This is a genomic window from Mycobacterium palustre, from assembly GCF_002101785.1.
Taxonomy (GTDB): Bacteria; Actinomycetota; Actinomycetes; order Mycobacteriales; family Mycobacteriaceae; genus Mycobacterium; species Mycobacterium palustre.
The window spans coordinates 16,453-41,000 of sequence record NZ_LQPJ01000151.1 but is presented as its reverse complement, the minus strand read 5'-3'; the positions used below and the strand labels follow the sequence as shown (position 1 = coordinate 41,000).

26 protein-coding genes are annotated in these 24,548 nt (G+C 71.0%); 4 read left to right on the top strand and 22 right to left on the bottom strand.

Features of this window, described 5'->3' with window-relative positions; translation table 11 throughout:
* Nucleotides 1–92: 92 nt before the first annotated feature.
* The 12 genes from AWC19_RS27040 to AWC19_RS26985 form a co-directional block, all read right to left on the bottom strand.
* Entirely contained in the window at nt 93–1,121 is a 1,029-nt protein-coding gene (locus AWC19_RS27040; RefSeq protein WP_085081166.1) for a fused (3R)-hydroxyacyl-ACP dehydratase subunits HadA/HadB, read from the bottom strand.
* 101 nt (nt 1,122–1,222) lie between these two features.
* Nucleotides 1,223–2,620, bottom strand: coding sequence for a bifunctional lysylphosphatidylglycerol flippase/synthetase MprF (locus AWC19_RS27035; RefSeq protein WP_085081165.1), 1,398 nt, complete (start codon nt 2,618–2,620; stop codon nt 1,223–1,225).
* A gap of 144 nt (nt 2,621–2,764) precedes the next feature.
* The gene (locus AWC19_RS27030) at nt 2,765–3,652 is read right to left on the bottom strand and encodes an acyl-CoA thioesterase II (protein WP_085081145.1); all 888 of its coding nucleotides are present in this window, start codon (nt 3,650–3,652) and stop codon (nt 2,765–2,767) included.
* Between the two features lie 21 nt (nt 3,653–3,673).
* Nucleotides 3,674–5,092 carry a pyruvate kinase gene (gene pyk / locus AWC19_RS27025; RefSeq protein ID WP_085081144.1) on the bottom strand — a complete coding sequence of 473 codons (1,419 nt, stop codon included), beginning with the start codon at nt 5,090–5,092 and terminating at the stop codon, nt 3,674–3,676.
* Nucleotides 5,093–5,144: 52 nt separating this feature from the next.
* Nucleotides 5,145–5,540 (bottom strand): DUF2752 domain-containing protein, encoded by a 396-nt coding sequence (locus AWC19_RS27020; protein ID WP_085081143.1) that lies wholly within the window; start codon nt 5,538–5,540, stop codon nt 5,145–5,147.
* Nucleotides 5,530–5,928, bottom strand: a complete 399-nt coding sequence (locus tag AWC19_RS27015; protein ID WP_085081142.1) for a TM2 domain-containing protein — start codon at nt 5,926–5,928, stop codon at nt 5,530–5,532. The genes AWC19_RS27020 and AWC19_RS27015 overlap by 11 nt, the downstream gene beginning before the upstream one ends.
* Before the next feature lie 54 nt (nt 5,929–5,982).
* Nucleotides 5,983–7,329 carry a prolipoprotein diacylglyceryl transferase gene (locus AWC19_RS27010; protein ID WP_085081141.1) on the bottom strand — a complete coding sequence of 449 codons (1,347 nt, stop codon included), beginning with the start codon at nt 7,327–7,329 and terminating at the stop codon, nt 5,983–5,985.
* Nucleotides 7,326–8,141, bottom strand: a complete 816-nt coding sequence (gene trpA, locus AWC19_RS27005) for a tryptophan synthase subunit alpha (protein WP_085081140.1) — start codon at nt 8,139–8,141, stop codon at nt 7,326–7,328. The genes AWC19_RS27010 and trpA overlap by 4 nt, the downstream gene beginning before the upstream one ends.
* Nucleotides 8,138–9,403, bottom strand: a complete 1,266-nt coding sequence (gene trpB, locus AWC19_RS27000; protein WP_085081139.1) for a tryptophan synthase subunit beta — start codon at nt 9,401–9,403, stop codon at nt 8,138–8,140. The genes trpA and trpB overlap by 4 nt, the downstream gene beginning before the upstream one ends.
* A gap of 49 nt (nt 9,404–9,452) precedes the next feature.
* A complete protein-coding gene (gene trpC, locus AWC19_RS26995) occupies nt 9,453–10,271 on the bottom strand; it encodes an indole-3-glycerol phosphate synthase TrpC (RefSeq protein ID WP_085081138.1) in 819 nt (272 codons plus the stop codon).
* A 108-nt stretch (nt 10,272–10,379) separates the two neighbouring features.
* A complete protein-coding gene (locus tag AWC19_RS26990) occupies nt 10,380–11,057 on the bottom strand; it encodes a TIGR02234 family membrane protein (protein ID WP_085081137.1) in 678 nt (225 codons plus the stop codon).
* Nucleotides 11,050–12,588 (bottom strand): anthranilate synthase component I, encoded by a 1,539-nt coding sequence (locus AWC19_RS26985; protein WP_085081136.1) that lies wholly within the window; start codon nt 12,586–12,588, stop codon nt 11,050–11,052. Before AWC19_RS26985 ends, AWC19_RS26990 begins: the two co-directional genes overlap by 8 nt.
* Before the next feature lie 53 nt (nt 12,589–12,641).
* Between AWC19_RS26985 and AWC19_RS26980 the strand changes: the two genes are divergently transcribed.
* Nucleotides 12,642–13,106, top strand: a complete 465-nt coding sequence (locus AWC19_RS26980; protein ID WP_085081135.1) for a peroxiredoxin — start codon at nt 12,642–12,644, stop codon at nt 13,104–13,106.
* Between the two features lie 24 nt (nt 13,107–13,130).
* On the opposite strand, the gene AWC19_RS26975 is transcribed toward AWC19_RS26980, so the two are convergent.
* Complete coding sequence (locus AWC19_RS26975) at nt 13,131–14,225, bottom strand: calcium:cation antiporter (RefSeq protein ID WP_085081134.1); 1,095 nt, start codon at nt 14,223–14,225, stop codon at nt 13,131–13,133.
* 93 nt (nt 14,226–14,318) lie between these two features.
* Here AWC19_RS26975 and AWC19_RS26970 point away from each other — a divergent pair, with 93 nt between their 5' ends.
* Nucleotides 14,319–15,899 carry a serine/threonine-protein kinase gene (locus AWC19_RS26970; RefSeq protein WP_085081133.1) on the top strand — a complete coding sequence of 527 codons (1,581 nt, stop codon included), beginning with the start codon at nt 14,319–14,321 and terminating at the stop codon, nt 15,897–15,899.
* 7 nt (nt 15,900–15,906) lie between these two features.
* Here the strand turns inward: AWC19_RS26970 and hisI are convergent, their stop codons facing one another.
* From hisI to hisD, 8 genes are read right to left on the bottom strand one after another with little or no spacing between them, the layout of a single operon-like run.
* On the bottom strand, nt 15,907–16,254 hold the full coding sequence (gene hisI / locus AWC19_RS26965) for a phosphoribosyl-AMP cyclohydrolase (RefSeq protein WP_085081132.1): 348 nt from the start codon (nt 16,252–16,254) through the stop codon (nt 15,907–15,909).
* Nucleotides 16,251–17,054: an imidazole glycerol phosphate synthase subunit HisF gene (hisF, locus tag AWC19_RS26960; RefSeq protein ID WP_085081131.1), complete on the bottom strand. Its 804-nt coding sequence runs from the start codon at nt 17,052–17,054 to the stop codon at nt 16,251–16,253. The genes hisI and hisF overlap by 4 nt, the downstream gene beginning before the upstream one ends.
* On the bottom strand, nt 17,055–17,855 hold the full coding sequence (locus AWC19_RS26955) for an inositol monophosphatase family protein (protein ID WP_085081130.1): 801 nt from the start codon (nt 17,853–17,855) through the stop codon (nt 17,055–17,057).
* A 13-nt stretch (nt 17,856–17,868) separates the two neighbouring features.
* Nucleotides 17,869–18,612 carry a bifunctional 1-(5-phosphoribosyl)-5-((5-phosphoribosylamino)methylideneamino)imidazole-4-carboxamide isomerase/phosphoribosylanthranilate isomerase PriA gene (priA, locus tag AWC19_RS26950; RefSeq protein ID WP_085081129.1) on the bottom strand — a complete coding sequence of 248 codons (744 nt, stop codon included), beginning with the start codon at nt 18,610–18,612 and terminating at the stop codon, nt 17,869–17,871.
* A gap of 2 nt (nt 18,613–18,614) precedes the next feature.
* On the bottom strand, nt 18,615–19,244 hold the full coding sequence (hisH, locus tag AWC19_RS26945) for an imidazole glycerol phosphate synthase subunit HisH (RefSeq protein WP_085081128.1): 630 nt from the start codon (nt 19,242–19,244) through the stop codon (nt 18,615–18,617).
* Nucleotides 19,241–19,873, bottom strand: a complete 633-nt coding sequence (gene hisB, locus AWC19_RS26940) for an imidazoleglycerol-phosphate dehydratase HisB (protein WP_085081127.1) — start codon at nt 19,871–19,873, stop codon at nt 19,241–19,243. Before hisB ends, hisH begins: the two co-directional genes overlap by 4 nt.
* Entirely contained in the window at nt 19,870–21,060 is a 1,191-nt protein-coding gene (locus AWC19_RS26935; protein ID WP_085081126.1) for a histidinol-phosphate transaminase, read from the bottom strand. The genes hisB and AWC19_RS26935 overlap by 4 nt, the downstream gene beginning before the upstream one ends.
* Nucleotides 21,057–22,403, bottom strand: coding sequence for a histidinol dehydrogenase (gene hisD, locus AWC19_RS26930; RefSeq protein ID WP_085081125.1), 1,347 nt, complete (start codon nt 22,401–22,403; stop codon nt 21,057–21,059). Before hisD ends, AWC19_RS26935 begins: the two co-directional genes overlap by 4 nt.
* 47 nt (nt 22,404–22,450) lie before the next feature.
* On the opposite strand from hisD, the gene AWC19_RS26925 reads away from it, so the two are divergent.
* Nucleotides 22,451–22,873, top strand: a complete 423-nt coding sequence (locus AWC19_RS26925) for a nitroreductase family deazaflavin-dependent oxidoreductase (RefSeq protein ID WP_085081124.1) — start codon at nt 22,451–22,453, stop codon at nt 22,871–22,873.
* Between the two features lie 31 nt (nt 22,874–22,904).
* Here the strand turns inward: AWC19_RS26925 and AWC19_RS26920 are convergent, their stop codons facing one another.
* Entirely contained in the window at nt 22,905–23,933 is a 1,029-nt protein-coding gene (locus tag AWC19_RS26920) for a zinc-dependent alcohol dehydrogenase (RefSeq protein ID WP_085081123.1), read from the bottom strand.
* Nucleotides 23,934–23,974: 41 nt separating this feature from the next.
* Here AWC19_RS26920 and AWC19_RS26915 point away from each other — a divergent pair, with 41 nt between their 5' ends.
* A complete protein-coding gene (locus tag AWC19_RS26915) occupies nt 23,975–24,541 on the top strand; it encodes a TetR/AcrR family transcriptional regulator (RefSeq protein ID WP_085081122.1) in 567 nt (188 codons plus the stop codon).
* Nucleotides 24,542–24,548: the final 7 nt, after the last annotated feature.

Genomic DNA, 24,548 nt, shown 5'->3' with positions numbered 1-24,548 from the left:
GTCACCCGACCGCCCGACCACAGGGGCGCCGCAGCTCAGTTACCGGCGACAAGCCAGCGGTTTTGCGGCATCGCAGCGGACGCCGTTGGGGCTCAGCGGAACCGGACGTTGAGCGTCGCCATTCCGAAGATCTTCCGGCCCCCGGACTTGGCGGCGACGATGACGACACCGGTGCGGGTTGCCGGGTCCAGGGACTTGATCCGGCCGCTGAACTCGATGTCGGCGCCTTCGGCCGCCGGCACGATCGCGGGCTGCGACAGTCGCACCGTGTAGCGCGTCACCGCGCCGGGATCACCCGACCACGCGGAGGCGAACCCGGCGCCCAGTCCCATGGTGAGCATCCCGTGGGCGATCACGTCGGGCAGCCCGGCCAACCTGGCGAGGTTTTCGTCCCAGTGAATCGGGTTGGCGTCGCCGGCCACGCCGGCGTAGTTCACCAGGTCACCGCGGGACAGCCGGGCGTGGCGCACCGGTAGCTCGTCGCCGACCGCCACGTCCTCGAAGCGCGGCGTCCCGGGCGTGCGGGTGGTGCCGTCGGCGATGCGGATTTCGCCCTCGGGGCGCACCGTCTTGCGGTAGCCGCCGTCGTCGTCACCGACCGCCGAGATGTCGACGTCGTGCATCATCGCGTTCTGCGCGGCAACCTTGATCGCCGGATCGACGTCCTCGGCGGTCAGCCCGACCACCGTGGTGTGCAGGGTGTGCACGCGCTCGCCGGCCGTGTCGGTGAAGGTGTTGGTGACGGTGATGAAGTCCCGGCCCGCGGTCCTGCGCACCGCCGTCAGCTCGACGTCGATGAGCAGTTCGTCGCCGGCCACGATCGGGCGGTGCTGCTCGAAGACCTCTTCGGTCTGCAGGTAGGTGTCGTAGCCGACGACCACCGATTCGAACATGCGCCGATTGCAGGTCATGCCCGGGACCGACGTGAAGGTCAGCGGCGCGACCAGCCCCGAATAGCCCAGCTTGGCCGCGGCGGCCTCGTCCCAGTGCACCGGGTGGTAGTCCTGCACGGCGCGGGCGTATTCGCGGACCTTCTCGCGGCCGACCAGGTAGGGGTAGCCCAGCTGGTAGTAATGGCCGACCCGGGACTCGATCGCCGGCGCGTCTGCTGCTGTCGTCATGAATTCGCTCAACTGTTCTATCGGCTTCTTCGCTGAGCCGACCACAGCACACTAGCGCGCGGGTTCGAGCCGACATGCGCGGACGCGCGCCGAGCCGCGATTCACAAGTGACGCCGGCGCGGCATGAACTCCAGCGTCAACAGCACGAACAGCAGCGGAATCAGCTGCGTCATCGAGATCAGCGCGTAGCGCCGCGCGTCCAGCGCGTGGAACTTGCGCACGTACCGGTACAACGATTCGAGCGCGATCAGCGGGTCCAGCACGTGGATCAACCGGTAGAAGATCCGCTGCAGCAGCCCGCGCTCCTTGTCCTCGAAGATCTCGGGGAACGCCGCGAACGACAGCGAAACCCGCTGTGCCCCAGCCTCTTTGCCGGCCATGATCATGTCGACACTGAGCCGTTCGTCGATGCCGTTGGGCGATCCGCGGCGCCGCCACGGGACGTCGAGGGTGATGTCGCTACCGCCGCCGGCCGTGGCGTACCGGTGGAAACCCTGCACCCGCCCCGACGCGTCGCGGGCGATGATCAGCTTTGTGCCGGGGAACCGGCCCTCCAGCACGCCGTCGAGGTTCATGTAGAAGCCGCGGTCCGCGTGCGCCCCGCTGGGCGAGGCCCGCACCACGTCTATCAGCTCGGCGAGCAGGCCGTCGTCGAGCTCCCGCTCGGCGACGATCTCGGTGGTGATGCCAAAGTTGTGGGTGCGCTTGACGGCCTGGCGCAGGTTGCGGAACTTGCGGCCCACCATCTCGAAGTTCGCCACGTCGACGACGACGTCGCGGCCGATCGGGACGGGCCGCAGCGACTGCCCGATCACCGCCGGGTCGGTCCACAGCGGCACGCGCCGCTCGCTGCAGCCGACCACCGCGATGCGCCACCCGTGCGCGTGGCACATGGCGGCGAAGTCGGCGACCAGCTCGGGGAATTTCGCCTCGTCGCCGACGGGATCCCCGCCGACCACCGCGTACCCGATCCGGGTGCGGTAGGCCAGCGCGGCGGTGCCGTCGGCGGTGAAGTGGTAGCACTTGCCGGTCTGCATGGCGAACGGCGCCAGCGGGTCGTCGCGGGTCGCGTCGATCAACGCCCACACCCGCAGCAGGTCCTCGGGCCGCGGATGCGTCGACGTCGGCCACATCAGCACCATCCCGGAGCCGAAGATCAGCAGGTCACCGAGCAGGTCGAACGACAGGACGTGCGCGCCCAGGCCGGCCAGGACGAAAAACGCGGCGGTGGCGGCGTGCATGGCCGTCACCGGGCGGCCCAGAAAGATGCCGCGGGCGATGAACGCCGCCGCGCCCAGGACCGTCAGCGACCATCCCAACCGGTCGGCGTAGTACCAGCCGGGATTCTGATGGTGGTGGACCAAAACGACGACGAACCAGCCCGCCGCGCAGAGCAGCGCCAGGGCCCCGATCCAACGCGCCGCGACGGTATCGACATGGACGACAACGCGTTCGCGCGCGCGTGGCTTGGCCGCGACGCCGACCGGCGATCCGCTCATGCTCACCTCCCCGATGCGCTGAAAAACAGCTGGGCGGCGTGTCGCCGCCTCTGCACCGAATACCCGGCTGACAGCAACTTACGCCTGATCAGCGCCCTGCTGGGGCAAAATCACGCGCGCGTTTCCCGGGTCTTCGTGCCCTGTCTATCGGCGCGCGGGCGGAAAGTATTTCAGCAGGCCTTCCTGCACCACCGTGGCGACGACCTGCCCGGAGCGGTCGAAGAAATGCCCGGTGCCCAGGCCGCGGGAATCGGCGGCCACCGGGGACGACGTCGAATACAGCACCCAGTCGTCGAAATCGACCTGCCGGTGAAACCACACGGAGTGGTTGGCCGAGGCGGCGAAGATGCGGTCGAAACCCCACGACAGCCCGTGGGTGGTGATGACGGAGTCCAGCACCGTGGTGTCCGATGAGTACACCAAGGCCGCGGTGTGCAGCACGGGGTCGTCGGGCATCTGCCCCAGCGCCTTGACCCAGACCCGGTTGTGGGAAAGCCGCTCACCCTTGTCGCGCATCACCCAGGCGGGGTCGTTGGTGTAGCGCCATTCGATCGGCTGCAGGGCGTTGACGAAGTGCGGGACCGTCTCCTCGTAGCCCCGCAGCAGCTCCTTGACCGGCGGACGCGTCTCGGGGTCGGGCACCCGCGGCGCGTCGACGGCGTGCTCGAGGCCGCGGCCGCCGGCCATGTAGGCGATCATCGCCGTGGACAACAGCGTGCCGTCCTGCACGGCGTCGACCCGCCGGTTGGCGAAGCGCCGCTCGTCGCGCAGCCGCACCACGCGAAACTCGATGTCCTTGGCGGTGTCTCCGCCGTTGATGAAGTGCACCGACAGCGCGCTGGGCGGCAGGTTCTCGTGAACCAGGGTGCGGCTGCTGGCGACGAACGACTGCGCCATCAGCTGGCCGCCGAAGGTGCGCATCGGGTTCTTGGTGGGGTGCGACCCGATGAACACGTCGTCGCCGACCCGGTTGAGGTCGAATATCTCCAGCAGCTGGTCGAAGTCGGAACCCGGCTGCTTGCCGACCGGCACAAGCGCTCCTCTGCCTACGTGCTAGACGTCGTCCTCCCCGATCCGGTGCACATGGATCAGGTTGGTCGAGCCTACTGTGCCCGGCGGCGCGCCGGCGACGATGACCACCAGGTCACCGCGCTTGTAGCGCCCCAGTTCCAGCAGCGACTTGTCGACCTGGCGGATCATGCCATCGGTGGACGTCATCATCGGGACGATGAACGTCTCGGTGCCCCAGGTCATGGCCAGCTGGCTGCGCACCTCGGGCCACGCGGTGAAAGCCAGCAGCGGCAGCGGGGTGTGCAGCCGCGCGAGCCGCTTGACGGTGTCGCCGGACTGCGTGAAGGCGACCAGCGCCTTGGCGTCGAGCCGCTCGCCGATGTCGCGGGCGGCGTAGGAGATCACCCCGCGCTTGGTGCGCGGCACGTGCGTCAGCGGCGGCGCGGCGGTGGAGTTGTCCTCGACGGCGCAGATGATCCGCGACATGGTCCGGACGGCCGCCAGCGGGTGCTTGCCCACCGAGGTCTCCCCGGACAGCATCACGGCGTCGGCGCCGTCGAGCACGGCGTTGGCGACGTCGGACGCCTCGGCGCGCGTCGGCCGCGAATTCTCGATCATGGAGTCGAGCATCTGGGTCGCCACGATGACGGGTTTGGCGTTCTCCCGGGCCATTTGGATGGCCCGCTTCTGCACGAGCGGCACCTCTTCGAGCGGCAGCTCGACGCCCAGGTCGCCACGGGCCACCATGATGGCGTCGAACGCCAGCACGATGGCTTCCAGGTTGTCGACGGCTTCGGGCTTTTCGAGCTTGGCGATCACCGGCACCCGCCGCCCGATCCGGTCCATCACCTCGTGCACCAGCTCGACGTCGGAGGGCGAGCGCACGAACGACAGCGCGACCAGGTCGACGCCCAGGTTCAGTGCGAAGGTCAAATCCTCGACGTCCTTCTCGGACAGGGCGGGGGCGGAGACGTTCATGCCGGGCAGCGACATGCCCTTGTTGTTGCTGACCGGGCCGCCTTCGACGACGGTGCAGACGACGTCGTCGCCGTCGATGTCGTCGATCACCAGCCCGACCTTGCCGTCGTCGATCAAGATGCGGTCGCCCACGGTGGCGTCGCTGGCCAGCTTCTTGTACGTCGTCGACACCCGGTCGTGGGTGCCTTGGCAGTCGGCGACGGTGATCCGCACCGTCTCGCCGTCGGCCCAGTAGGTGGAGCCGGTGGCGAAGCGCCCGAGCCGGATCTTGGGGCCTTGCAGGTCGGCGAGGACCCCGACCGCGCGGCCGGTGGCGTCCGAAGCCGCCCGCACCCGGTCGTAGGCGGCTTTGTGATCGGCGTAGTCGCCGTGGCTGAAGTTCATTCGGGCGACGTCCATTCCGGCCTCTACCAGCGCCAGAATCAGCTCGTCGGAGTTGGTTGCAGGGCCGAGGGTGCAGACGATCTTCCCGCGTCTACTCACGACGACTCAGCATAGTCGCGCGGCCCGGGGACGGTCGGGTTGCACGGCCGCGCTATCCGCCGACCACGGCCGGAATCAGCGGGAAGCCAGGGAGATTGCGCAGCACCGTCCACGCCGCCGCCGCGACGACGACGGCCACCATCGCCGGTATCGGCAGCGAGGCGTGGCCGCGGCGGCGGCGCAGCAGGATCCATCCGGCCAGCAGCGGGATGCCGAGCAGCAGGAAGACGTTGTCGTTGACGCTCGCCGCGAGGTCGCCGTGCAGCAGGTCGTGGGTCATCCGCAGGCCGCCGCAGAGGGGGCAGTTCCAGCCGGTGAACCACTTGAAGGGGCACAGCGGATACGCCGAATTGACGTTGTGCGGGTCGACCAGGCCGACGTAGCCCAGCGCGCCGGCCAGCACGGCGCCGGTGCCGAGCGCCGTGCACCGGGCCGGGCTAGGTGCCATCGCGCAGCGGGCGCCCCTGCGAATCGGGGACCTTGTCGGTCAGGATGAGGATCGCGTCGACGACGCTCCAGATCAGGCCAAACCCGCAGGTGAGCCAGCCCACCAGCAGCTGGGCGACGCCGACCCCGATGTCGCCGATGTAGAAGCGACCGATGCCGCCGACGCCGACCAGGCTGAGCAGCTGCAGCAGGCCGGCGACCGTCTTGGATTTGTCCGAATAGGGCTGGCCTGTCACCGGGTGGCGGCCAAACGGCGCGCCCGGATCGGGCGCGTATGGGCCCGGCGCGGGGTACGGCGGAATCGGCGGTGGGCGCGAGTAGCCCGGCGGCGGGGGCGGCTGCGACGGCGGGCCGGGCCCTGCGGCGTCGTTCCACGGCTGGTCGGTCACGCTGTCAGCATGCCCCACCGCTGGCCTGACGTCGACAGGTTGCGGCAGATACGTCTAGCGGCCCCGGCGCCCCAGCCGGAAACCCATCCGCCGCCGGCTGGGCTCCGGCGCGTCCGGCGACGTGGTGTCCGCGGTGGCCGTGGGGGCGGTCAGTTCCACGCCCTGCTGCTCCTCGCCGTCCGGCTCCTCGGCTTCGGCCTCCCCGTCTTCTGCGGCCTCGGTCGCCTCATCTTCTCCGGCCTGGTCGGCTTTGTCCTCGTCGGCCTCGTCAGCCTCGTCGGCCACGGCGGCCTCCGCGTCCGCCACTTCCGGCTCGTCGGCTTCGTCGGTTTCGGCGGCTTCGGCGGCTTCGGCGGTTTCGGCGGTTTCGGGCTCGTCGGCTTCGGGTTCGTCCGCCTCGGGTTCCTCCGCTTCGGCTTCCGCGGACTCGGCGCCGTCGCCGTCCGGTCCGGCCGAGACCACCTCGCTCGCCGGCGTCGCCGAAACTGTGGTCGCCGCGGTCGCCGGCTCGGGCACGTACGAATCCTCGTCGACGTAGCGGCCCCGCAGGCTCTCGGGGTCCTCGCGCCCCTTGGGCGCCGACATGATGTAGACCACGGCCCCGATGAACACGAAAGTCGAAGTGAAGACGTTGATCCGGATGCCGGCGATCAGTGTGGCCGTGTCGTTGCGCAACAGCTCGACACCGAACCGGCCCACGCAGTAGGCCGCCACGTAGAGCGCAAACAGCCGGCCGTGGCCGAGCTTGAACCGCCGGTCCACGTAGATCAACGCGGCGAAAACCAAGACGTTCCAAATCAATTCGTACAGAAACGTCGGTTGCACGACGAACGCCACCTGCCCGGTGGAGACTCCGTCGAGCGAGTGCGGGTCGACGTATCCCGACGGATCCCGCCGGTAAAAGATCTCCAGGCCCCACGGCAGCGTGGTCTCCCGGCCGTAGAGTTCCTGGTTGAAGTAGTTCCCCAGCCGACCGATGGCCTGCGCCAACACGATTCCCGGCGCGATCGCGTCGCCGAAGGCCGGCAGCGGGATTTCGCGTCGCCGGCACGCGATCCAGGCGCCGACGCCGCCGAGGGCGATCGCACCCCAGATGCCCAGGCCGCCGTCCCAGACCCGCAGCGCCGCGCCGAAACCGGCGCCGCCCGGGCCCCAGTAGGTGCGCCAGTCGGTGGCCAGGTGATACAGCCGCCCGCCCACCAACCCGAACGGCACCGCCCACAGCGCGATGTCGTAGATCACGCCGCGCCGGCCTCCTCGGGCCTCCCAGCGGCGGTCGCCGATCACCAGGCACGCCACGATGCCGGCGATGATGAACAGCGCGTAGGCGCGAATCGGCAGCGGCCCGAGGTGCCACACGCCTTGCGGCGGGCTGGGGAAGTAGGCCAGCAGCCGGGTCACGACGCGGCCGCCCGTTGCCGAACGCCGGCGGCCAGCTCCTCGGTCAGCGCGCGCAACGCGGGCAGCCCACCGTCGCCCAGCGCCGACACCAAGGCGGACCCGACGATGACGCCGTCGGCGTAGCTGCCGATCTGCGCGGCCTGCTCGCGCGACCGCACGCCGAGGCCGACCCCGACGGGTATGTCGGAGACATCTTTGACCCTGCGCACCAACTCCGGAGCCGCGTGCGACACCGCGTCGCGGGCGCCGGTCACGCCCATCGTGGATGCGGCGTAGACGAACCCCCGCGACGCCTCGACCGTCATCGCCAGGCGCTGCGGCGTCGAGGACGGCGCCACCAGAAAGATCCGATCCAAGCCGTGCTCCTCCGATGCCGCCAGCCACTGCCCGGCTTCGTCGGGGATGAGGTCGGGAGTGATCAGGCCGTGCCCTCCGGCCGCCGCCAGGTCCCGCGCGAACGCGTCAACCCCGTAGCGCAGCACCGGATTCCAGTAAGTCATCACCACGGCCCGCCCGCCGGCCCCGCTGATCGCCTCGACCGCGGCCAGCGTGTCGCGCACCCGCACGCCCCCGCGCAGCGCGGCCTCCGTCGCACGGGCGATCGTCGGCCCGTCCATCCCCGGATCCGAATACGGCACACCGACTTCGACGACGTCGCAACCGGATTCGACCAGCGCGATCATCGCGTCCACCGACGTGGGCACGTCGGGGTAGCCGGTGGGCAGGTAACCGATCAGCGCCGCGCGATTGTCGGTGCGGCACGCGTCGAACGCGGGACCGAGCCGGCTCGCCGCGCTCTGTTCCACGGTCACCGCGCGCCCTCGTCGCCAAGCAGCCCGAACCACTTCGCGGCCGTCGCGACGTCCTTATCGCCGCGACCCGACAGGTTCACCACGATGATCGCGCCGCGCCCCAGCTCCGCACCGAGCTTGAGCGCGCCGGCCACCGCGTGCGCGGATTCGATCGCGGGGATGATGCCTTCGGTGCGGCACAGCAGGCGGAAGGCGTCCATCGCCTCGGTGTCGGTGATGGGCCGGTATTCGGCGCGTCCGGTTTCCTTGAGCCACGCGTGTTCGGGCCCCACCCCGGGGTAGTCCAAACCCGCTGAGATCGAATGGGATTCGATGGTCTGACCGTCCTCGTCCTGCAGCAGGTAGGAGAACGATCCCTGGAATGCCCCGGGCGAACCGCCGGTGAATGTCGCGGCGTGCCTGCCGGTTTCGACGCCGTCGCCGGCGGCCTCGTAGCCGATCAGCCGCACGCCCGGATCGTCGATGAACGCGTGGAAGATCCCGATGGCGTTGGAGCCGCCGCCGATGCAGGCGGTGACGGCGTCGGGCAGCCGGCCCGCCTGCGCCTGGATCTGCGCGCGCGTCTCGAGGCCGATGACCCGCTGGAAGTCGCGCACCATGGTCGGGAACGGGTGGGGGCCCGCCGCGGTGCCGAAGCAGTAATACGTGTTGTCGGCGTTGGTGACCCAGTCGCGGAACGCCTCGTTGATGGCGTCCTTCAGCGTCTGGGAGCCGGTGTCGACCGAGACGACTTCGGCGCCCAGCAACCGCATCCGCGCGACGTTGAGCGCCTGGCGCGCGGTGTCGACCGCGCCCATGTAGACCACGCACTTTAGGCCGAGCAACGCGCACACGGTGGCCGTCGCGACGCCGTGCTGGCCGGCGCCGGTCTCGGCGATCACCCGGCGCTTTCCCATTCTCTTGGCCAGCAAGGCCTGGCCGAGCACGTTGTTGATCTTGTGAGAACCCGTGTGGTTCAGGTCTTCTCGCTTGAGGAAGATGCGGGCCGAGCCGGCGTGCTCGGACAGCCGCGCCGCCTCGTACAGCGGCGACGGCCGGCCCGCATAGTTGGCCTGCAACTCGTCGAGGGTGTCCAGGAAATCCGGGTTGACGCGTTCCTTCTCGTAGGCCGCGGTGACCTCTTCGATCACCGCCATCAGCGCCTCGGCGACGTAGCGGCCCCCGTACACGCCGAAATGACCACCCTGGTCGGGGTCGTGACGGGTGGGTTCCGCGATGGCCGCACTCGAAAGCGGAAGCTCCTGGCGAGACAGCTCTACCATCACCAATGCTCAACGCGGGGGCGGCTGATCGGGTTCAAGCTTCCAACGCCTAGCGCGACGGTTTGGGACAGGACGGGTGGGTGCCGGCGGTGACCAAATCGGCCACCGCCGCGCGCGGGTCACCGCTTTTCACCAGGCCTTCACCGACCAGCACGGCGTCGGCTCCCGCGCCGGCGTAGGCCAGCAGGTCGGCGGTGCCGCGCACACCTGACTCGGCGATCCGGATCACGTTGCTGGGCAGGCCCGGAGCGATGCGCGCAAAGCAATCCCGGTCCACCTCGAGGGTCGCAAGGTCGCGGGCGTTGACGCCAATCACCTTGGCGCCGGCCGTGAGTGCGCGATCGGCCTCTTCCTCGGTGTGCACCTCGACGAGGGCCGTCATGCCCAGCGATTCGGTGCGGTCCAGCATCGACACCAGCGCCGACTGTTCCAACGCGGCGACGATGAGCAGCAACATGTCGGCGCCGTGCGCGCGCGCCTCGTGGATCTGGTAGGGCTTTACCACAAAATCCTTGCGCAGCACCGGAATTGAGACGGTCGCGCGGACCGCGTCGAGGTCGTCGAGCGAGCCGTTGAACCGCCGTTCCTCGGTCAGGACGCTGATGATGCGGGCGCCACCGTCTTCGTAGGCGCGGGCCAATTTCGCCGGATCGGCAATGGTCGCCAGGGCACCCGCCGAGGGGCTGGCGCGTTTCACCTCGGCGATGACGCCGATGCCGGGCTCGCGCAGGGCGGCCATCACGTCGCGTGGGGGCGGCGCCGCGGCGGCGGCCTCTTTGATCTCCGAAAGGCTGATGAGCGCTTCGCGCGCGGCAACGTCGGCCCGGACTCCCTCGAGGATGGAGTCAAGCACGGATGCCGGACTCATGCCTGTGACTTCCTTCCCACTGCCATCCCGCTGTCACCGCGCCACCGCCGTCGCTCAGTCGGTTTCGATGACGTCAATGAAGGGTAGCCGCCGTGAGCTGACGTCCGCTCACCGACCCTCGGTGTCGGACCCGCCCGGCCGATCGGTAGGGTCGCGGCCCTCGTCAAGCGCATCCCAAATCATCCGCTCCGAAATCTCCGGTGTCTTTCGCTCCTCAAGCATCGCGCCGTCGGCGCCGTCGCGTCGCGCATTCGATCGGCGCGTCGCCGGGGCCGCGTATCGCGCGGCGCTCTGGCGGGCCGCCCGTGTGTCCGAGGCCGACCGCATCAGCAGGACGGCCGCGGCCAACGTGCAGATCGCGGCGGCCACGGCGATGCCCGCTCCCCAGTACCGCCGCTCGCTTCCCACCAACGTCATCAGCGACACGTGCGCCAGTTCGGCGCCGCGCACCGCCACGTCGGGGACCGCCCACAGGCTGATGCCCAGGTAGCCGACCGCGAGGCTCGCCGCCGCCAGCAGGCCGGCCAGCGCGCGCAGCGGCCAGCCGCGCACCGCGAGCGCCGCCACCGCCGCGGCCAGCATGAGCAGCGCCAGCGGCAGCAGCGCCGTCGACCACGTCGCGCCCGCCAGCGTCACCGTTTTGGGCGGCCCCAGCCCGTCGAACGAGGCGATGACCACCCACGGCATCCGCGACGCCGCCCACAGGGCGGCGGCGGATACCACCAGCAACGCCTGGGCCGCGCCGATGGTCAACCGCGCCCGCCGCTTCGGCCGGGCGTCAGTCATGTCGGCCGGAATCCGGCGCGGTCAGCGTCTCGGCGGCGGCGATGGCGTTGAGCACCGCGCGGGCCTTGTTGGACGCCTCGGTGTATTCGTAGGGGCCGTTCGAGTCGGCCACCACCCCGCCGCCGGCCTGCACGTAGGCGGTGCCGTCGCGCATCAGGGCGGTGCGGATGGCGATCGCGAAGTCGGCGTTGCCGGCGAAGTCGAGGTAGCCGACCACGCCGCCGTAGAGCCCGCGGCGGGTCTTCTCGACCTCTTCGATCAGCTCCATGGCCCGCACCTTCGGCGCGCCCGACAGGGTGCCGGCCGGGAAGCAGGCGGTCACCGCGTCCAGGGCGGTGCGGCCCGCGCCGAGCATCCCGGTCACCGTCGACACCAGGTGCATCACGTGGCTGTAGCGCTCGATGTGGCTGTAGTCCTCGACCCGCACGGTGCCCGGCGTGCAGACCCGGCCGAGGTCGTTGCGGCCCAAATCCACCAGCATCAGGTGCTCGGCGCGTTCCTTCTCGTCGGCCAGCAGCTCCTTTTCCAGCAGCTGGTCCTCTTCGTCGGTTTGCCCGCGCCACCGGGTGCCGGCGATCGGATGCGTCTTGGCCCAGCCGTCGGCGACGGTCACCAGCGCCTCGGGGCTGGAGCCGACGATCGAAAAGTCCGTCGCCCCAGCGTCATTCGGCACGTGCAGCAGGTACATGTAGGGGCTCGGGTTGGTGGCCCGCAGCATCCGGTACACGTCGATGGGATCGACGTCGGTGTCCATCTCGAAGCGCTGGGAGGGCACCACCTGGAAGGCCTCGCCGGCCGCGATCTGCTCGACGAGGTAGTCGACGATTTTGCCGTACTCCTCGACGGTGCGCTGCGCGCGGTGGCGGGGCTCGGGCCTGCTGAAGGTGGCGACCGTCGACGGCAGCGGCTGGCCCAGCGCCGCGGTCATCACGTCGAGTCGGGCGACCGCGTCGTCGTAGGCCTCGTCGACCCGCTCGTCGGTGCCGTTCCAGTTCACGGCGTTGGCGATCAGCGTGATGGTGCCCTCGTGATGGTCGACGGCGGCCACGTCGGTGGCCAGCAGCAGCAGCATGTCGGGCAGGTGCAGGTCGTCGACCGTGAGCTCGGGCAGCCGTTCCAGGCGCCGGACCAGGTCGTAGGCGAAGAAGCCGACCATGCCGCCCGACAGCGGCGGCAGCCCCGGCAACGCCGCGGTGGCCAGCAACTCCAGGGTGTCCCGCAGGGCCCGCAGCGGGTCGCCCCCGGTGGGCGCGTCCCGCGGCACGGCGCCCAGCCACACCGCCTCGCCGTCGCGCACCGTCAGCGCCGACGGGGCCCCGGCGCCGATGAACGACCACCTCGACCAGGACCGGCCGTTCTCGGCGGACTCCAGCAGGAACGTGCCGGGCCGGTTGGCGCCGAGTTTGCGGTACGCCGAGAGGGGGGTCTCGGTGTCGGCCAGGACCTTGCGGGTCACCGGAACCACGCGGTGCTCCGCGGCGAGCAGGCGGAAGTCCTCCCGTGAGGTGGTGGCGGCGAGGTGGGCGTGCACCGACCCATCCTCGCAGATGGGGTGCGGCGGCGATCGGGCGTAGCGTGACGCCCATGAAACGTGGTGACACCGTGGCCGACTTCGAACTTCCCGACCAGACCGGCACGCCCCGCAGGCTTAGCGCCCTGCTGGCCGACGGGCCCGTCGTCCTGTTCTTCTACCCCGCCGCCATGACGCCCGGCTGCACCAAGGAGGCCTGCCACTTCCGCGACCTGGCCGCCGAATTCGCTGCCGTCGGCGCCAACCGGGTCGGCATCAGCGCCGACCCCGTCGACAAGCAGGCCAAGTTCGCCGACCTGCGCAAGTTCGACTACCCGCTGCTGTCGGACACCGACGGCACCGTCGCCGCGCAGTTCGGCGTCAAGCGCGGCCTGCTCGGCAAGCTGATGCCGGTCAAGCGCACCACGTTCGTCATCGACACCGACCGCAAGGTGCTCGACGTGATCTCCAGCGAATTCAACATGGACGCCCACGCCGACAAGGCGCTGGCGACGCTGCGGGCCCGGTCGTCGGCCTAGGCCCGTCGCGCTGCGCGCGCCGTGTCAGGGCACGAGCGCCAGGAACACGTACGCGGCGAGCAGCACCAGGTGCACCTCGCCCTGCAGCCGGGTGGCCCGGCCCGGCACCACGGTCAGCGTGCTGATCGCGACCGTCACCGCGAGCAGCACCAGCTGGGTGGGCCCCAGCCCGAGCACCAGCGGGCCTTTCAGCCAGATGCTGGCCGCCGCGATGGCCGGGATGGTCAACCCGATGCTGGCCATCGCCGAGCCGTACGCCAGGTTCAGGCTGGTCTGGATCCGGCCGCGGCGCGCCGCGCGCACCGCCGCAAACGTCTCGGGCAGCAGCACCAGCGTCGCGATCACCACCCCGACGAACGTCTGCGGGAAGCCGGCCGCGGTCACCACGCGCTCGATCGCCGGCGATTCCTCCTCGGCCAGCCCCACGACCGCGAGCAGCGAGATCAGCAGCACGGCGAGGCTGATCAGCGCCGCCCGACCGCTGGGCGGCTCGGCGTGGCTCTCCTCGTCGTCGAACAGCCGCGGCTGGCCGCGCTGGGCGATGGGCAGGAAAAAGTCGCGATGCCGCACGGTCTGGGTGAAGACGAACAGCAGGTAGAGCAGCAGCGAACCGATCGCGGCGAAGGTCAGCTGACCGGGCGAGAACTCCTTGCCCGGGTGGCTGGTCGTGAACGCCGGCAGCACCAAACTCAGCGTCGCCAGCGTCGTGACCGTGGCCAGCGCCGCCCCGCTGCCTTCGGCGTTGAAGACGGTCACGCCGTAGCGCCGCGAGCCCCACAGCAGCGACAGGCCTGCGATGCCGTTGGTGGTGATCATCAGCGCGGCGAACGCGGTGTCGCGCGCCAGCGTGGCCGCCTCGTTGCCGCCGGAGGCCATCAGCTCGACGATGAGGGCCACCTCGATGATTGTCACCGCGCCCGCCAGCACCAGCGACCCGAACGGCTCGCCGACGCGGTGCGCGACCACCTCGGCGTGGTTGACCGCCGCGAGCACCGCGCCGATCAAGAACACCGCCTGGACCGTGACCACCGCGGGTCCGGACGGCCCGCCCCACGTCACCGCCAGCAGGGCGACGGCAGCCAGCGGCACCACCAGGGTCCACGACACGCGTTTCAACATCGCCCCAATTCCGTCGAAGGCCCATAGCGAACGTCGGCGCCCCGCTCGGGCAAATACGCCGTTGCCGCCGCGGCAGCTCAGTAGCATGCTCACATGCCGGAAACCGATGCGCGCGGCGGAGGCCTCGCGGAGGGCCTGCGCGAGGGCCAGGTGTTCGCCGGATACACCATCATCCGGCGACTCGGTACCGGCGGCATGGGCCAGGTGTACCTGGCCCAGCACCCGCGGCTGCCCCGCCGCGACGCCCTGAAGATCCTGCCCGTCGAGCTGACCGGCAACGACGAGTTTCGGCAACGCTTCAACCGCGAGGCCGACGTTGCCGGGAGCCTGTATCACGAGCACATCGTCGGCATCCACGACCGCGGCGAATACGAAGGGCAGCTGTGGATCTCGATGGACTACGTCGAGGGCACCGACGCCGCCCACCTGCTGCGCACCCAGTATCCGTCCGGCATGCCGAAAAGCGTTGTGCTGCAGATCGTTTCGGCGGTCGCCGACGCTCTGGACTACGCCCACGCGCGCGGGCTGCTGCATCGTGACGTCAAGCCGGCCAACATCTTGCTCACCGAGCCCAACCCCCGGCGGCGGATCCTGCTCGCCGATTTCGGCATCGCCCGCGAGCTGGGTGAGATCAGCGGCCTGACCGCCACCAACATGCTGGTGGGCACCACCGCCTACTGCGCGCCCGAACAACTGCAGGGCGCCGATTTGGACGGGCGGGCCGACCAATACGCGCTCGGCTGCACCGCATTCGACCTGCTGACCGGCTCGGCCCCGTTCCGCCACTCCAATCCGGCGGTGGTCATCACCCAGCACCTGTCGGCGCCGCCGCCGCACATCAGCGAGCGGCGCCCGGAGCTGGCCGACCTCGACGGCCCCATCGCCAAGGCCCTCGCCAAGGCGCCCGGCGACCGCTACGCCACCTGCTCGGAGTTCGCGGCGGCGCTGGCCAGTCGGCTCGACACGGCCGCGAGCGAAGTGGCGGCCGGCCCGACGGAGGTCATCGCGGCGCCGACGCAAGCCGCGGTCGAGCCCGCGAGCGCGCCCGCCGCCGCACCCGGCAACCCCCCTCCCCCGGCGGCGCCCAAGGCGGGCGGCGGCACGCGGCGCACCGCGATCGCGGTGGGGGCGATCGTCGCGGCCGCCCTGGTCGGCCTCGCGGTGCTGGTCGTGGTCCGGCTGCAGGGCGAAAACCCCAAACAACCGCACGGCGGGCGCGCGCCGTCGTCGGTGGCGGCGCCGAGCAGCCAGCCCGTGGCCCCGGCACCCACACCGTCACCGCGGGCGATCACGCTGTCCGGCCAGATCACCGACCAGGCCGGAGTGCTCGGCCCCCTCGAGCGCGACGCGGTGAACCGGGCCGTCACCAACCTCTACAACGGCCGCGGCACCCGGCTTTGGGTGGTCTACGTCGACAGCTTCGGCGGCCTCAAGCCGTTCAAGTGGGCCGAAAACGCGATGCGCGCCAACAACTTCACCGACAGCGACGCGATCCTGGCCGTGGCCACCGACGGGCCGGCCTTCTCGTTCCGGGTGCCCAACGCGATCCTCACCGGCAAGGCCATCGATCTGGAACTCATCCGCCGCGACCGCATCGCGCCGGCGGTGCTACGCCACGAGTGGGCCCGCGCGGCCATCGCCGCCGCGCAGGGTTTGGACGTCGCGCCCGGCTGATCCCCGGCTAGCTTTCGGGTTCCAGCAGCACGTCGGCGTCGAAGCAGCTGTGGTCGCCGGTGTGGCAGGCGCCGCCGACCTGGTCGACCGTCAGCAGCACCGCGTCGCCGTCGCAGTCCAGCCGCACCGAGTGCACGCGCTGGGTGTGCCCGGACGTCGCCCCCTTGACCCACTGCTGCGCACGCGAGCGCGAATAATACGTCGCCTCACGGGTTTCCAGGGTGCGCGCCAGCGCCGCGTCGTCCATCCAGGCGACCATCAGCACGTCGCCGCTGCCGCGCTCCTGCACGACGGCGGTGAACAGCCCGTCGGCGTTGCGTTTCAGGCGCTTGGCGATGCCGGGGTCGAGGCTCATCGCACCGTGATCCGCTCTGCCGCCATGGCGGCCTTGACCTGGCCGATGGTCAGCTCGCGGAAGTGAAACACGCTGGCCGCCAACACCGCATCGGCACCCGCGGCGACGGCGGGCGCAAAGTGCTCCACCGCACCGGCGCCGCCGCTCGCGATCACGGGCACCGACACGGCGGCGCGGACCGCGCGCAGCATCGGCAGGTCGAACCCGGCCTTGGTGCCGTCGGCGTCCATCGAGTTCAGCAGGATCTCCCCCACACCGAGTTCGGCGCCGCGCGCCGCCCACTCGACGGCGTCGATCCCGGTGCCGCGCCGGCCCCCGTGGGTGGTGACCTCCCAGCCCGACGGCGTGGACTTGGGCCCCCCGGGCCCCCCGGGCCCGTCGGGCACCCTGCGGGCGTCGACGGACAACACGATGCACTGCGAGCCGAATTGCGTTGCCATCTCGGCCAACAGCTCGGGGCGCGCGATCGCGGCGGTGTTGACCGAGACCTTGTCGGCGCCCGCGCGCAGCAGCGTGTCGACGTCGGCGACCGTACGCACCCCGCCGCCCACCGTGAGCGGGATGAACACCTGCTCGGCGGTGCGGCGCACCACCTCGAGCATCGTCGCCCTGCCCGACGACGACGCGGTCACGTCGAGAAACGTCAGCTCGTCGGCGCCCTCGGCGTCGTACGCCGCGGCCAGCTCCACCGGATCGCCGGCGTCCCTGAGGTTCTCGAAGTTGACGCCCTTGACCACCCGTCCGGCGTCGACGTCCAGGCAGGGGATCACGCGGACGGCAAGGTTGGTCCCGCAGAACATTTAGTAGTCCTCCGGGTCGCCGACGCCGCGCAGGATCTCCAGGATCTCGCCGTGCGCGCCGGGCGCCGCGGCCAGCACCGAGTCGGACGCCGGCGTCCAGGGCTTACCGGCCAGGTCGGTCACGATGCCGCCGGCCGAGCGCACCTGCGCGACACCGGCGGCGTGGTCCCAGATGTGGCCGCCGAAGCTGGCGGCCGCGCCGAGGATTCCGTCCGCGACGTAGACCAGGTCGATGCCCGTGGAGCCGTGCATGCGCAGCCGTGACGACACCCGGCTGAGGCTCTCCAGAAACGCCATCCGGAAGCGTCCCGGGTACCGGCCGCGCGAGTCGGCGCTGAAGGTGCCGACCGCGACGAGGCTGTCCGCCAGCTCGGTGGTGCCCAAACCCGGTTGCGGCGCACCGTTTTTCATCAGCGGCCCGCCCGCGACGGCGGTGTAGCGCTCGTTGACGAAGGGCAGCCAGGTCAGGCCCGCCACCGGGTCGCCGTCGTGCATCAGGGCCAGCAGCATCGCGGCCATCGGCGATCCGGCGGCGTAGTTGAAGGTGCCGTCGACGGGATCCAGGACCCACACCCACGGGGAGTCGACGTCGGTGCCGCCGAACTCCTCGCCGTGCACGCCGATGCCGGTGGTGGCCTGCAGCGCCGCCACCACCTGACGCTCGATCGCCAGGTCGATCTCGGTGGCGAAGTCGTTGCCCTTCTTGGAAACCGCGGATTCGGCGCGGTGGCCCTCCAAAAACCGCGGCACGGCGGCGTCGAGGATCGACGATGCCACCGACACCAGTGCGTTCAGATCCATCGCGCCCCGGCCTTCACCGCTGCACCGCGGCCAAGGCCTGCGGCAGCGTGAACCGCCCGGCGTAGAGGGCCTTGCCGACGATGGCGCCCTCGACGCCGCGGCCGGACGGCGTCGCCAAATTGTTCAAGGCGCGCAGGTCGTCGAGGCTGGACACGCCGCCCGACGCGATCACCGGAGCCTCGGTGCGCTCGGCCACGGCCCCCAGCAGCTCGAGGTTGGGGCCGCCCAGCGTGCCGTCCTTGGTGACGTCGGTGACGACGTATCGCGAACATCCTTGGCCGTCAAGGCGTTCCAGCACCTCCCACAGGTCGCCGCCGTCGGTCTCCCAGCCGCGGCCGCGCAGCCGGTGCTGCCCTTCGAGTATCTGCACGTCCAGGCCGACGGCGACCTTGTCGCCGTGCTCGGCGATCGCCCGCGCGCACCACTGCGGGTTCTCCAGCGCCGCGGTGCCCAGATTGACCCGCGCGCAGCCGGTCGCCAACGCCGCGGCCAACGATTCGTCGTCGCGGATGCCCCCCGAGAGCTCCACCTGCACGTCGAGCTTGCCGACCACCTCGGCGAGCAGCTCGCGATTGGAGCCGCGCCCGAACGCGGCGTCCAGGTCCACCAGGTGGACCCACTCGGCCCCGTCGCGCTGCCAGCCCAGCGCGGCGTCGAGCGCCGAGCCGTATTCGGTTTCGCTGCCGGGCTTTCCCTGCACCAGGCGCACGGCGCGCCCGTCGACCACGTCGACGGCGGGCAACAGAATCAACGGCATCGCTACAGCCCCCCGACCCAGTTGCTCAACACGGCCGCACCGGCATCTCCGCTCTTTTCGGGGTGAAACTGGGTGGCCGACAGCGGCCCGTCCTCGACGGCGGCCAGGAACGGCACCCGGTGGGTCGCCCACGTCAGCACCGCCTGCGGCGATCCCTCCCAGCGCTGGGCGGCGTAGGAGTGCACGAAGTAGAACCGGGCCGGGGGATCCAGGTCCTCGAGGCCCGCGAACAGCGCGCTGCCGGGCCCGGGTTGCACGACGTTCCAGCCCATGTGCGGGATCACCGGGGCGTCCAGCCGGGTGACCGCGCCCGGCCACTGCCCGCAGCCCGTGGTCTCCACCCCGAACTCCACCCCGCGGGCGAACAGGATCTGCATCCCGACGCACACGCCCAGCACCGGGCGCCCGGCCGCCACCCGCTCGGCGATGATCCGCTCCCCCGCGATCTTGCGAAGGCCCGTCATGCACGCCTCGAACGCGCCGACGCCCGGCACCACCAGACCGTCGGCGGCCGCCGCGGCGCCGGCGTCGGCGGTCACCTCGACCGACGCGCCGACGCGCTGCAGCGCACGCTGCGCCGACCGCAGGTTGCCCGAGCCGTAGTCGAGGACAACCACCGATTTGGCTGTCATAGAACACCTTTGGTGGATGGCACGCCCGACACCCGCGGGTCGGGCTCGACCGCCTGACGCAGCGCGCGGGCCACGGCCTTGTACTCCGCCTCCGTCACGTGGTGCGGGTCGCGGCCGTAGAGCACCCGCACGTGCAGCGCGATGCGGGCGTTGGAGGCGAGGGTTTCGAACACGTGCCGGTTGACGACCGTGTGGTACGGCACCGAGCTGCCGCTGATCGTGGTGTGCTGCAGATGATCCGGCTCACCGGTGTGCACGCAATAGGGCCGGCCCGACACGTCGACGGCGGCGTGCGCCAGCGCCTCGTCCATCGGGATGAAGGCGTCCCCGAACCGGCGGATGCCTTTCTTGTCGCCCAGGGCCTGCCCGAGCGCCTGACCCAGCGCGATCGCGGTGTCCTCGATGGTGTGGTGGCCCTCGATCTCGACGTCGCCCCTGGTGTGCACGGTCAAATCGAAGCTGGCGTGGCTGCCCAGCGCGGTCAGCATGTGGTCGTAGAACGGCACGCCGGTGTCGACGTGAACCTGCCCGGTCCCGTCGAGGTCGAGCTCGACGACGATGTCGGATTCCTTGGTGCGGCGTTCGATACGGGCGCGGCGGGTCGCTTTCCCGGTGTCGGTGGTGGTCACGGGGCTCCTAAGACATGGTCGCGACCCGCTGCGCCCGGCCTCGCCGCGCTTGCGATCGCTCCTATGGGGGTCGCTGATGCCAGGTCGGTGGCCGCGATCTGGGCGCTGGCCCGCAGGAACGCGTCGTTCTCCTCGGCGAGTCCGGTGGTGGCGCGCAGGTAGCCCGGGATGCCGACGTCGCGGATCAGGACGCCGGCGTCCAGGTAGCGCTGCCAGGTGCCCGGCGCGTCGGCGAACTCCCCGAACAACACGAAGTTCGCGTCGCTCGGGATCACCCGAAAACCCATGCCGCTCAGGGCCGTCGACACCCGCTCGCGTTCGGCGATCAGCGTGGCCACGCTGCCCAGCGTGTCGTCGGCGTGCCGCAGCGCGGCCCGGGCCGCGGCCTGGGTGAGAGACGACAGGTGATACGGCAGCCGCACCAGCAGCATCGCGTCGATCAACGCCGGGGTGGCGACCAGGTAGCCGAGCCGGCCGCCGGCGAACGCGAACGCCTTGCTCATGGTGCGGGTGACGACGAGCTTGGCCGGATACTCCTCGACCAGCGAGACGGCGCTGGGCTGCGAGGAGAACTCTCCGTAGGCCTCGTCGACGATCAGGATGCCGGGCGTCGCGTCGAGCAGCCGGCGCAGATCCGGCAGCGAAACGCTTTGTCCCGACGGGTTGTTGGGGCTGGCGACGAACACCACGTCGGGCCGGCGCGCGGCGATGGCGGCGACGGCGACGTCGGCGTCCAGGCCGAAGTCGTCGGCGCGGGCGGCTTGCAGCCATTCGGTGCGGGTGCCGTCGGCGATGATCGGGTGCATCGAGTACGACGGGACGAACCCGATCGCGGTGCGCCCCGGACCGCCGAACGCCTGCAGCAGCTGCTGCAGGATCTCGTTGGAACCGTTGGCGGCCCACAGGTTTTCGATGCCGACCGGGGTGCCGGTCTGGATGGTCAGGTAGGCCGCCAGGTCGCGGCGCAGGGCGACGGCGTCGCGGTCGGGGTAGCGGTGCAGGTCGGCGGCGGCCTCGGCGACCGACCGCACGACGTCGTCGACCAGCGCGCGGGACGGTGGGTGCGGGTTCTCGTTGGTGTTCAGCCTCACCGGCACGGCCAATTGCGGTGCCCCGTAAGGGGATTTGCCCCGCAGGTCATCGCGCAACGGCAGGTCGTCCAGCGTCGGCCTCGGCTTGGCGGTCATCGCTCGAACCTCCGCCGCACCGCCTCGCCGTGCGCCGGCAGGTCCTCGGCCTTGGCCAGCGTGACCACGTGCCCGGACACGTCTTTGAGCGCGGCCTCGGTGTAGTCGACGATGTGGATGCCGCGCAGAAAGGTCTGCACCGAAAGCCCGCTGGAGTGCCGGGCACTGCCCGCGGTCGGCAGCACGTGGTTGGAGCCGGCGCAGTAGTCCCCCAGGCTCACCGGCGACCACGGCCCGACGAAAATCGCTCCCGCCGAACGTATCTGGCCGGCGACGCGCGCCGCGTCCTCGGTCTGGATCTCCAGGTGTTCGGCGGCGTAGGCGTTGACCACCCGGACGCCGGCGTCCAGGTCGTCGACCAGGATGATCGCCGACTGCGGACCGCCCAGCGCGGCGGTCACCCGCTCGCGGTGCACGGTGGTCGCCAGCTGGGCGGCCAGTTCGGCCTCGGTGGCCGCGGCCAGGTTTTCGCTCGGGGTCACCAGCACGCTGCCGGCCAGCTCGTCGTGTTCGGCCTGGCTGATCAGGTCGGCGGCCACGTGCGCGGGGTCGGCGGTGTGGTCGGCGAGGATGGCGATCTCGGTCGGTCCGGCCTCGGCGTCGATGCCCACCCGCGAGCGACACAGCCGCTTGGCGGCGGTGACGTAGATGTTGCCCGGTCCGGTGATCATGTCGACGGGCGCCAGCTCCGAGCCGTCGGTGTCGGTGCCGCCGTGGGCGAGCAGCGCGACCGCCTGCGCGCCGCCGACGGCCCACACCTCGTCGACGCCCAGCAGCCGGGCCGCGGCCAGGATCGTGGGATGCGGCAGGCCGTCATAGCGCGCCTGCGGCGGGCTGGCCACCACCAGCGAGCCGACGCCGGCCGCCTGCGCCGGCACCACGTTCATCACCACGCTCGACGGGTACACGGCGTTGCCGCCGGGCGCGTACAGGCCCACCCGCTCGACGGGGACCCACCGCTCGGTGACCGTCGCGCCCGGGCCGAGCGTGGTGGTGACGTCGGCGCGGCGCTGGTCGGCGTGCACGGCGCGGGCGCGCTCGATCATCACCCGCAGCGCCTCGACCACCTCGCGGTCCAGGCCGGCCAGCGCCGCCTCCAGCGCCGCCACGGGCACCCGCACCGCCGCGGGCCGCACCCCGTCGAACGACGCCCCGAACTCCAGCGCGGCGTCGGCGCCGCGCTCGGCGACGGCCGCCACGATCGGGCGCACCCGGGGCAGCACGGACTCCACGTCGGCGCCCCCACGCGGCAGCGCCGCCCGCAAGCGGGCGCCCGTCAGCTCCGCGCCCCGCAGGTCAATGCGGGCCAGCGGCGACGTTTGCGTGGGGTTCACGTTTCCCATTCTCCCAGAGCAGCTCAAGTGGATATCGGCCCGGTAGTCTGGCCGGCATGTCGACGAAGGATCACCCGAACAACGCCCCGGGTGTCCCGATGGTGCTCCCGGTCTGGTTCGAGCGTTTCCAGATCAAGTACTTCAACCGGGCCGTCAAGCCGTTCGCCCGCTTTCTGCCCGGAACCGCGACCATCAGGCACCGCGGCCGCACGTCGGGCACGCCGTACGAGACCATCATCACCCCGTTGCGCAAGGGAAACGTGCTGGCGGTCGCGCTGGCCCACGGCAAGACCAACTGGGTGAAGAACGTCCTGGCCGCCGGCGAGGCCGACGTGGCGTACAGCCGCAACCGCGTGGTGCACGTCACCAACCCGCGGATCCTGCCGGCCGGCTACGACGGCCCCGAGGTGCAGAACCTGCCGGTCATGGCGCGCGCCCAGCTGCGCCGAATCGGGATTTTCGTCGGCGACATCGCCTGACGCACGCTCCGACGGCGGCGAGGGGTGGCGGCTACGACCGCGTGAAGACGGTCTTGCCGGTCATCGCCGGCCACGCCGAGGGCGCGTCCTCCCACGCGACCACCCGGTCGACGGCCGGCGACAGGTCGCAGCCGCCGGACAGCAGGTCGAGCACCGCCGGGATGGCGGCGCGCGCGTTCACCCGCCCGGTGACGAACCGCACTCCACGGGTGTACATCGGCAACAGCGGCATCTCGACCTTGTATTCGGGGTAGATCCCGGTGTCGGTGCACACGCCGTCCGGCCAGGTGGCGCGCAGTGTGGCGGACAGCAACGCCGGATCGCCGGTGGTGTGCACGGTGACCGGATAGGGGTCCCACGACTTGTCGGGCGTGGCGACGTCGTGCACCACCGCGCCGAGCTTTTCGGCGGCGGCCAGCCGCCGCGGGTCGGTGTCGACGTAGTCGACGTGCGCGCCCAGCGCCGCCGCGAAGGCCACCGAATAGAGCCCGATCGACAGCCGCCCGACGACCAGGACGCGGCGATCGACGGGATCAAGCCCGCCCAGCTCGTCGCGGAACGGCCCGACCGCCCGCCAGCCGTCCGGAATGTTGTCCGACAGCGACGCGATCGAAACGGGGTCGACGGCATCGGGAACCGGGATCAGCATCGCGTCCGCATACGGCACCAGCACCAGATCGGACATGAAGCCGCCGCCGTCCAGGCCGGCGATCGGTGCCATTCCGTACATCGCCATGAGCGGTCCCGAGCCGCACGTGCCGGTCACGCCGCGGCGGCACGCGCGGCAGGTGCCGCAGTTGATTTGGAACGGCACCACGACGCGGTCGCCCACCCGAACGCCCGTGACGTCGTCGCCGACCGCGACGACCTCGGCCAGCCCTTCGTGGCCGACCGCGTACCCCGGCGGCAACGGCAACCGCCCGTTGGCGACCGCGACGTCGAGGTCGCAGCAGGCCACCATCAGCGGCCGGACGAGCGCCTGCTGTGGCGCGGTGATCTGCGGTTCGGGGACCTCACGCCACGCGTATCGCCCGACCTCTTCGTACGTCAACTGCCTCATACCCAGCATTCTTGAGTGATCACTCAAGTAAAGTCAATAGCGTGCCGAGACCAGATCGCAGCCGCGCGGCGCTGATCGACAGCGCCGCGACCTTGTTCCGGCGCCAGGGCTACGCGGCGACCGGGCTCAACCAGATCCTCGAAGAGGCCGGCGTCAAACCCGGCTCGCTGTATCACCACTTCCCGCAGGGCAAACAGCAGTTGGCCGCCGCGGTCGTGCACAGCCAGGGGGCCGGCATCGAGCAACTGTTGCGCCGGTTTTTGGCGACGGGCAGGCCGGTGGCCGACATCGTCGACCGCTGGGTCGACCTGCTGGCCGCCCGGCTGGCCGGCGACCAGCGCGACGGCTGCCCCATCGAACCGATCGCCACCGAGTCGGTGAACGCCAGCCCGCTGGTGCGCGCGGCGTCGGCGCGCGCCTTCGCCGGCTGGTGTGCCGCGATCGAAGAGCGGCTGCGCGTTGACGGCTGGCCCGACGATGACGCGAAAGCCGTTGCGTTAGCGGTTATCTCGCTGATCGAGGGCGCGCTGATCCTGTCCCGGATTTCCGGCGACGCGGGTGCGCTCGACGCCGCCAAGCCGGCCGCGCGGACCCTGCTTCGCGGCTGACGGATCC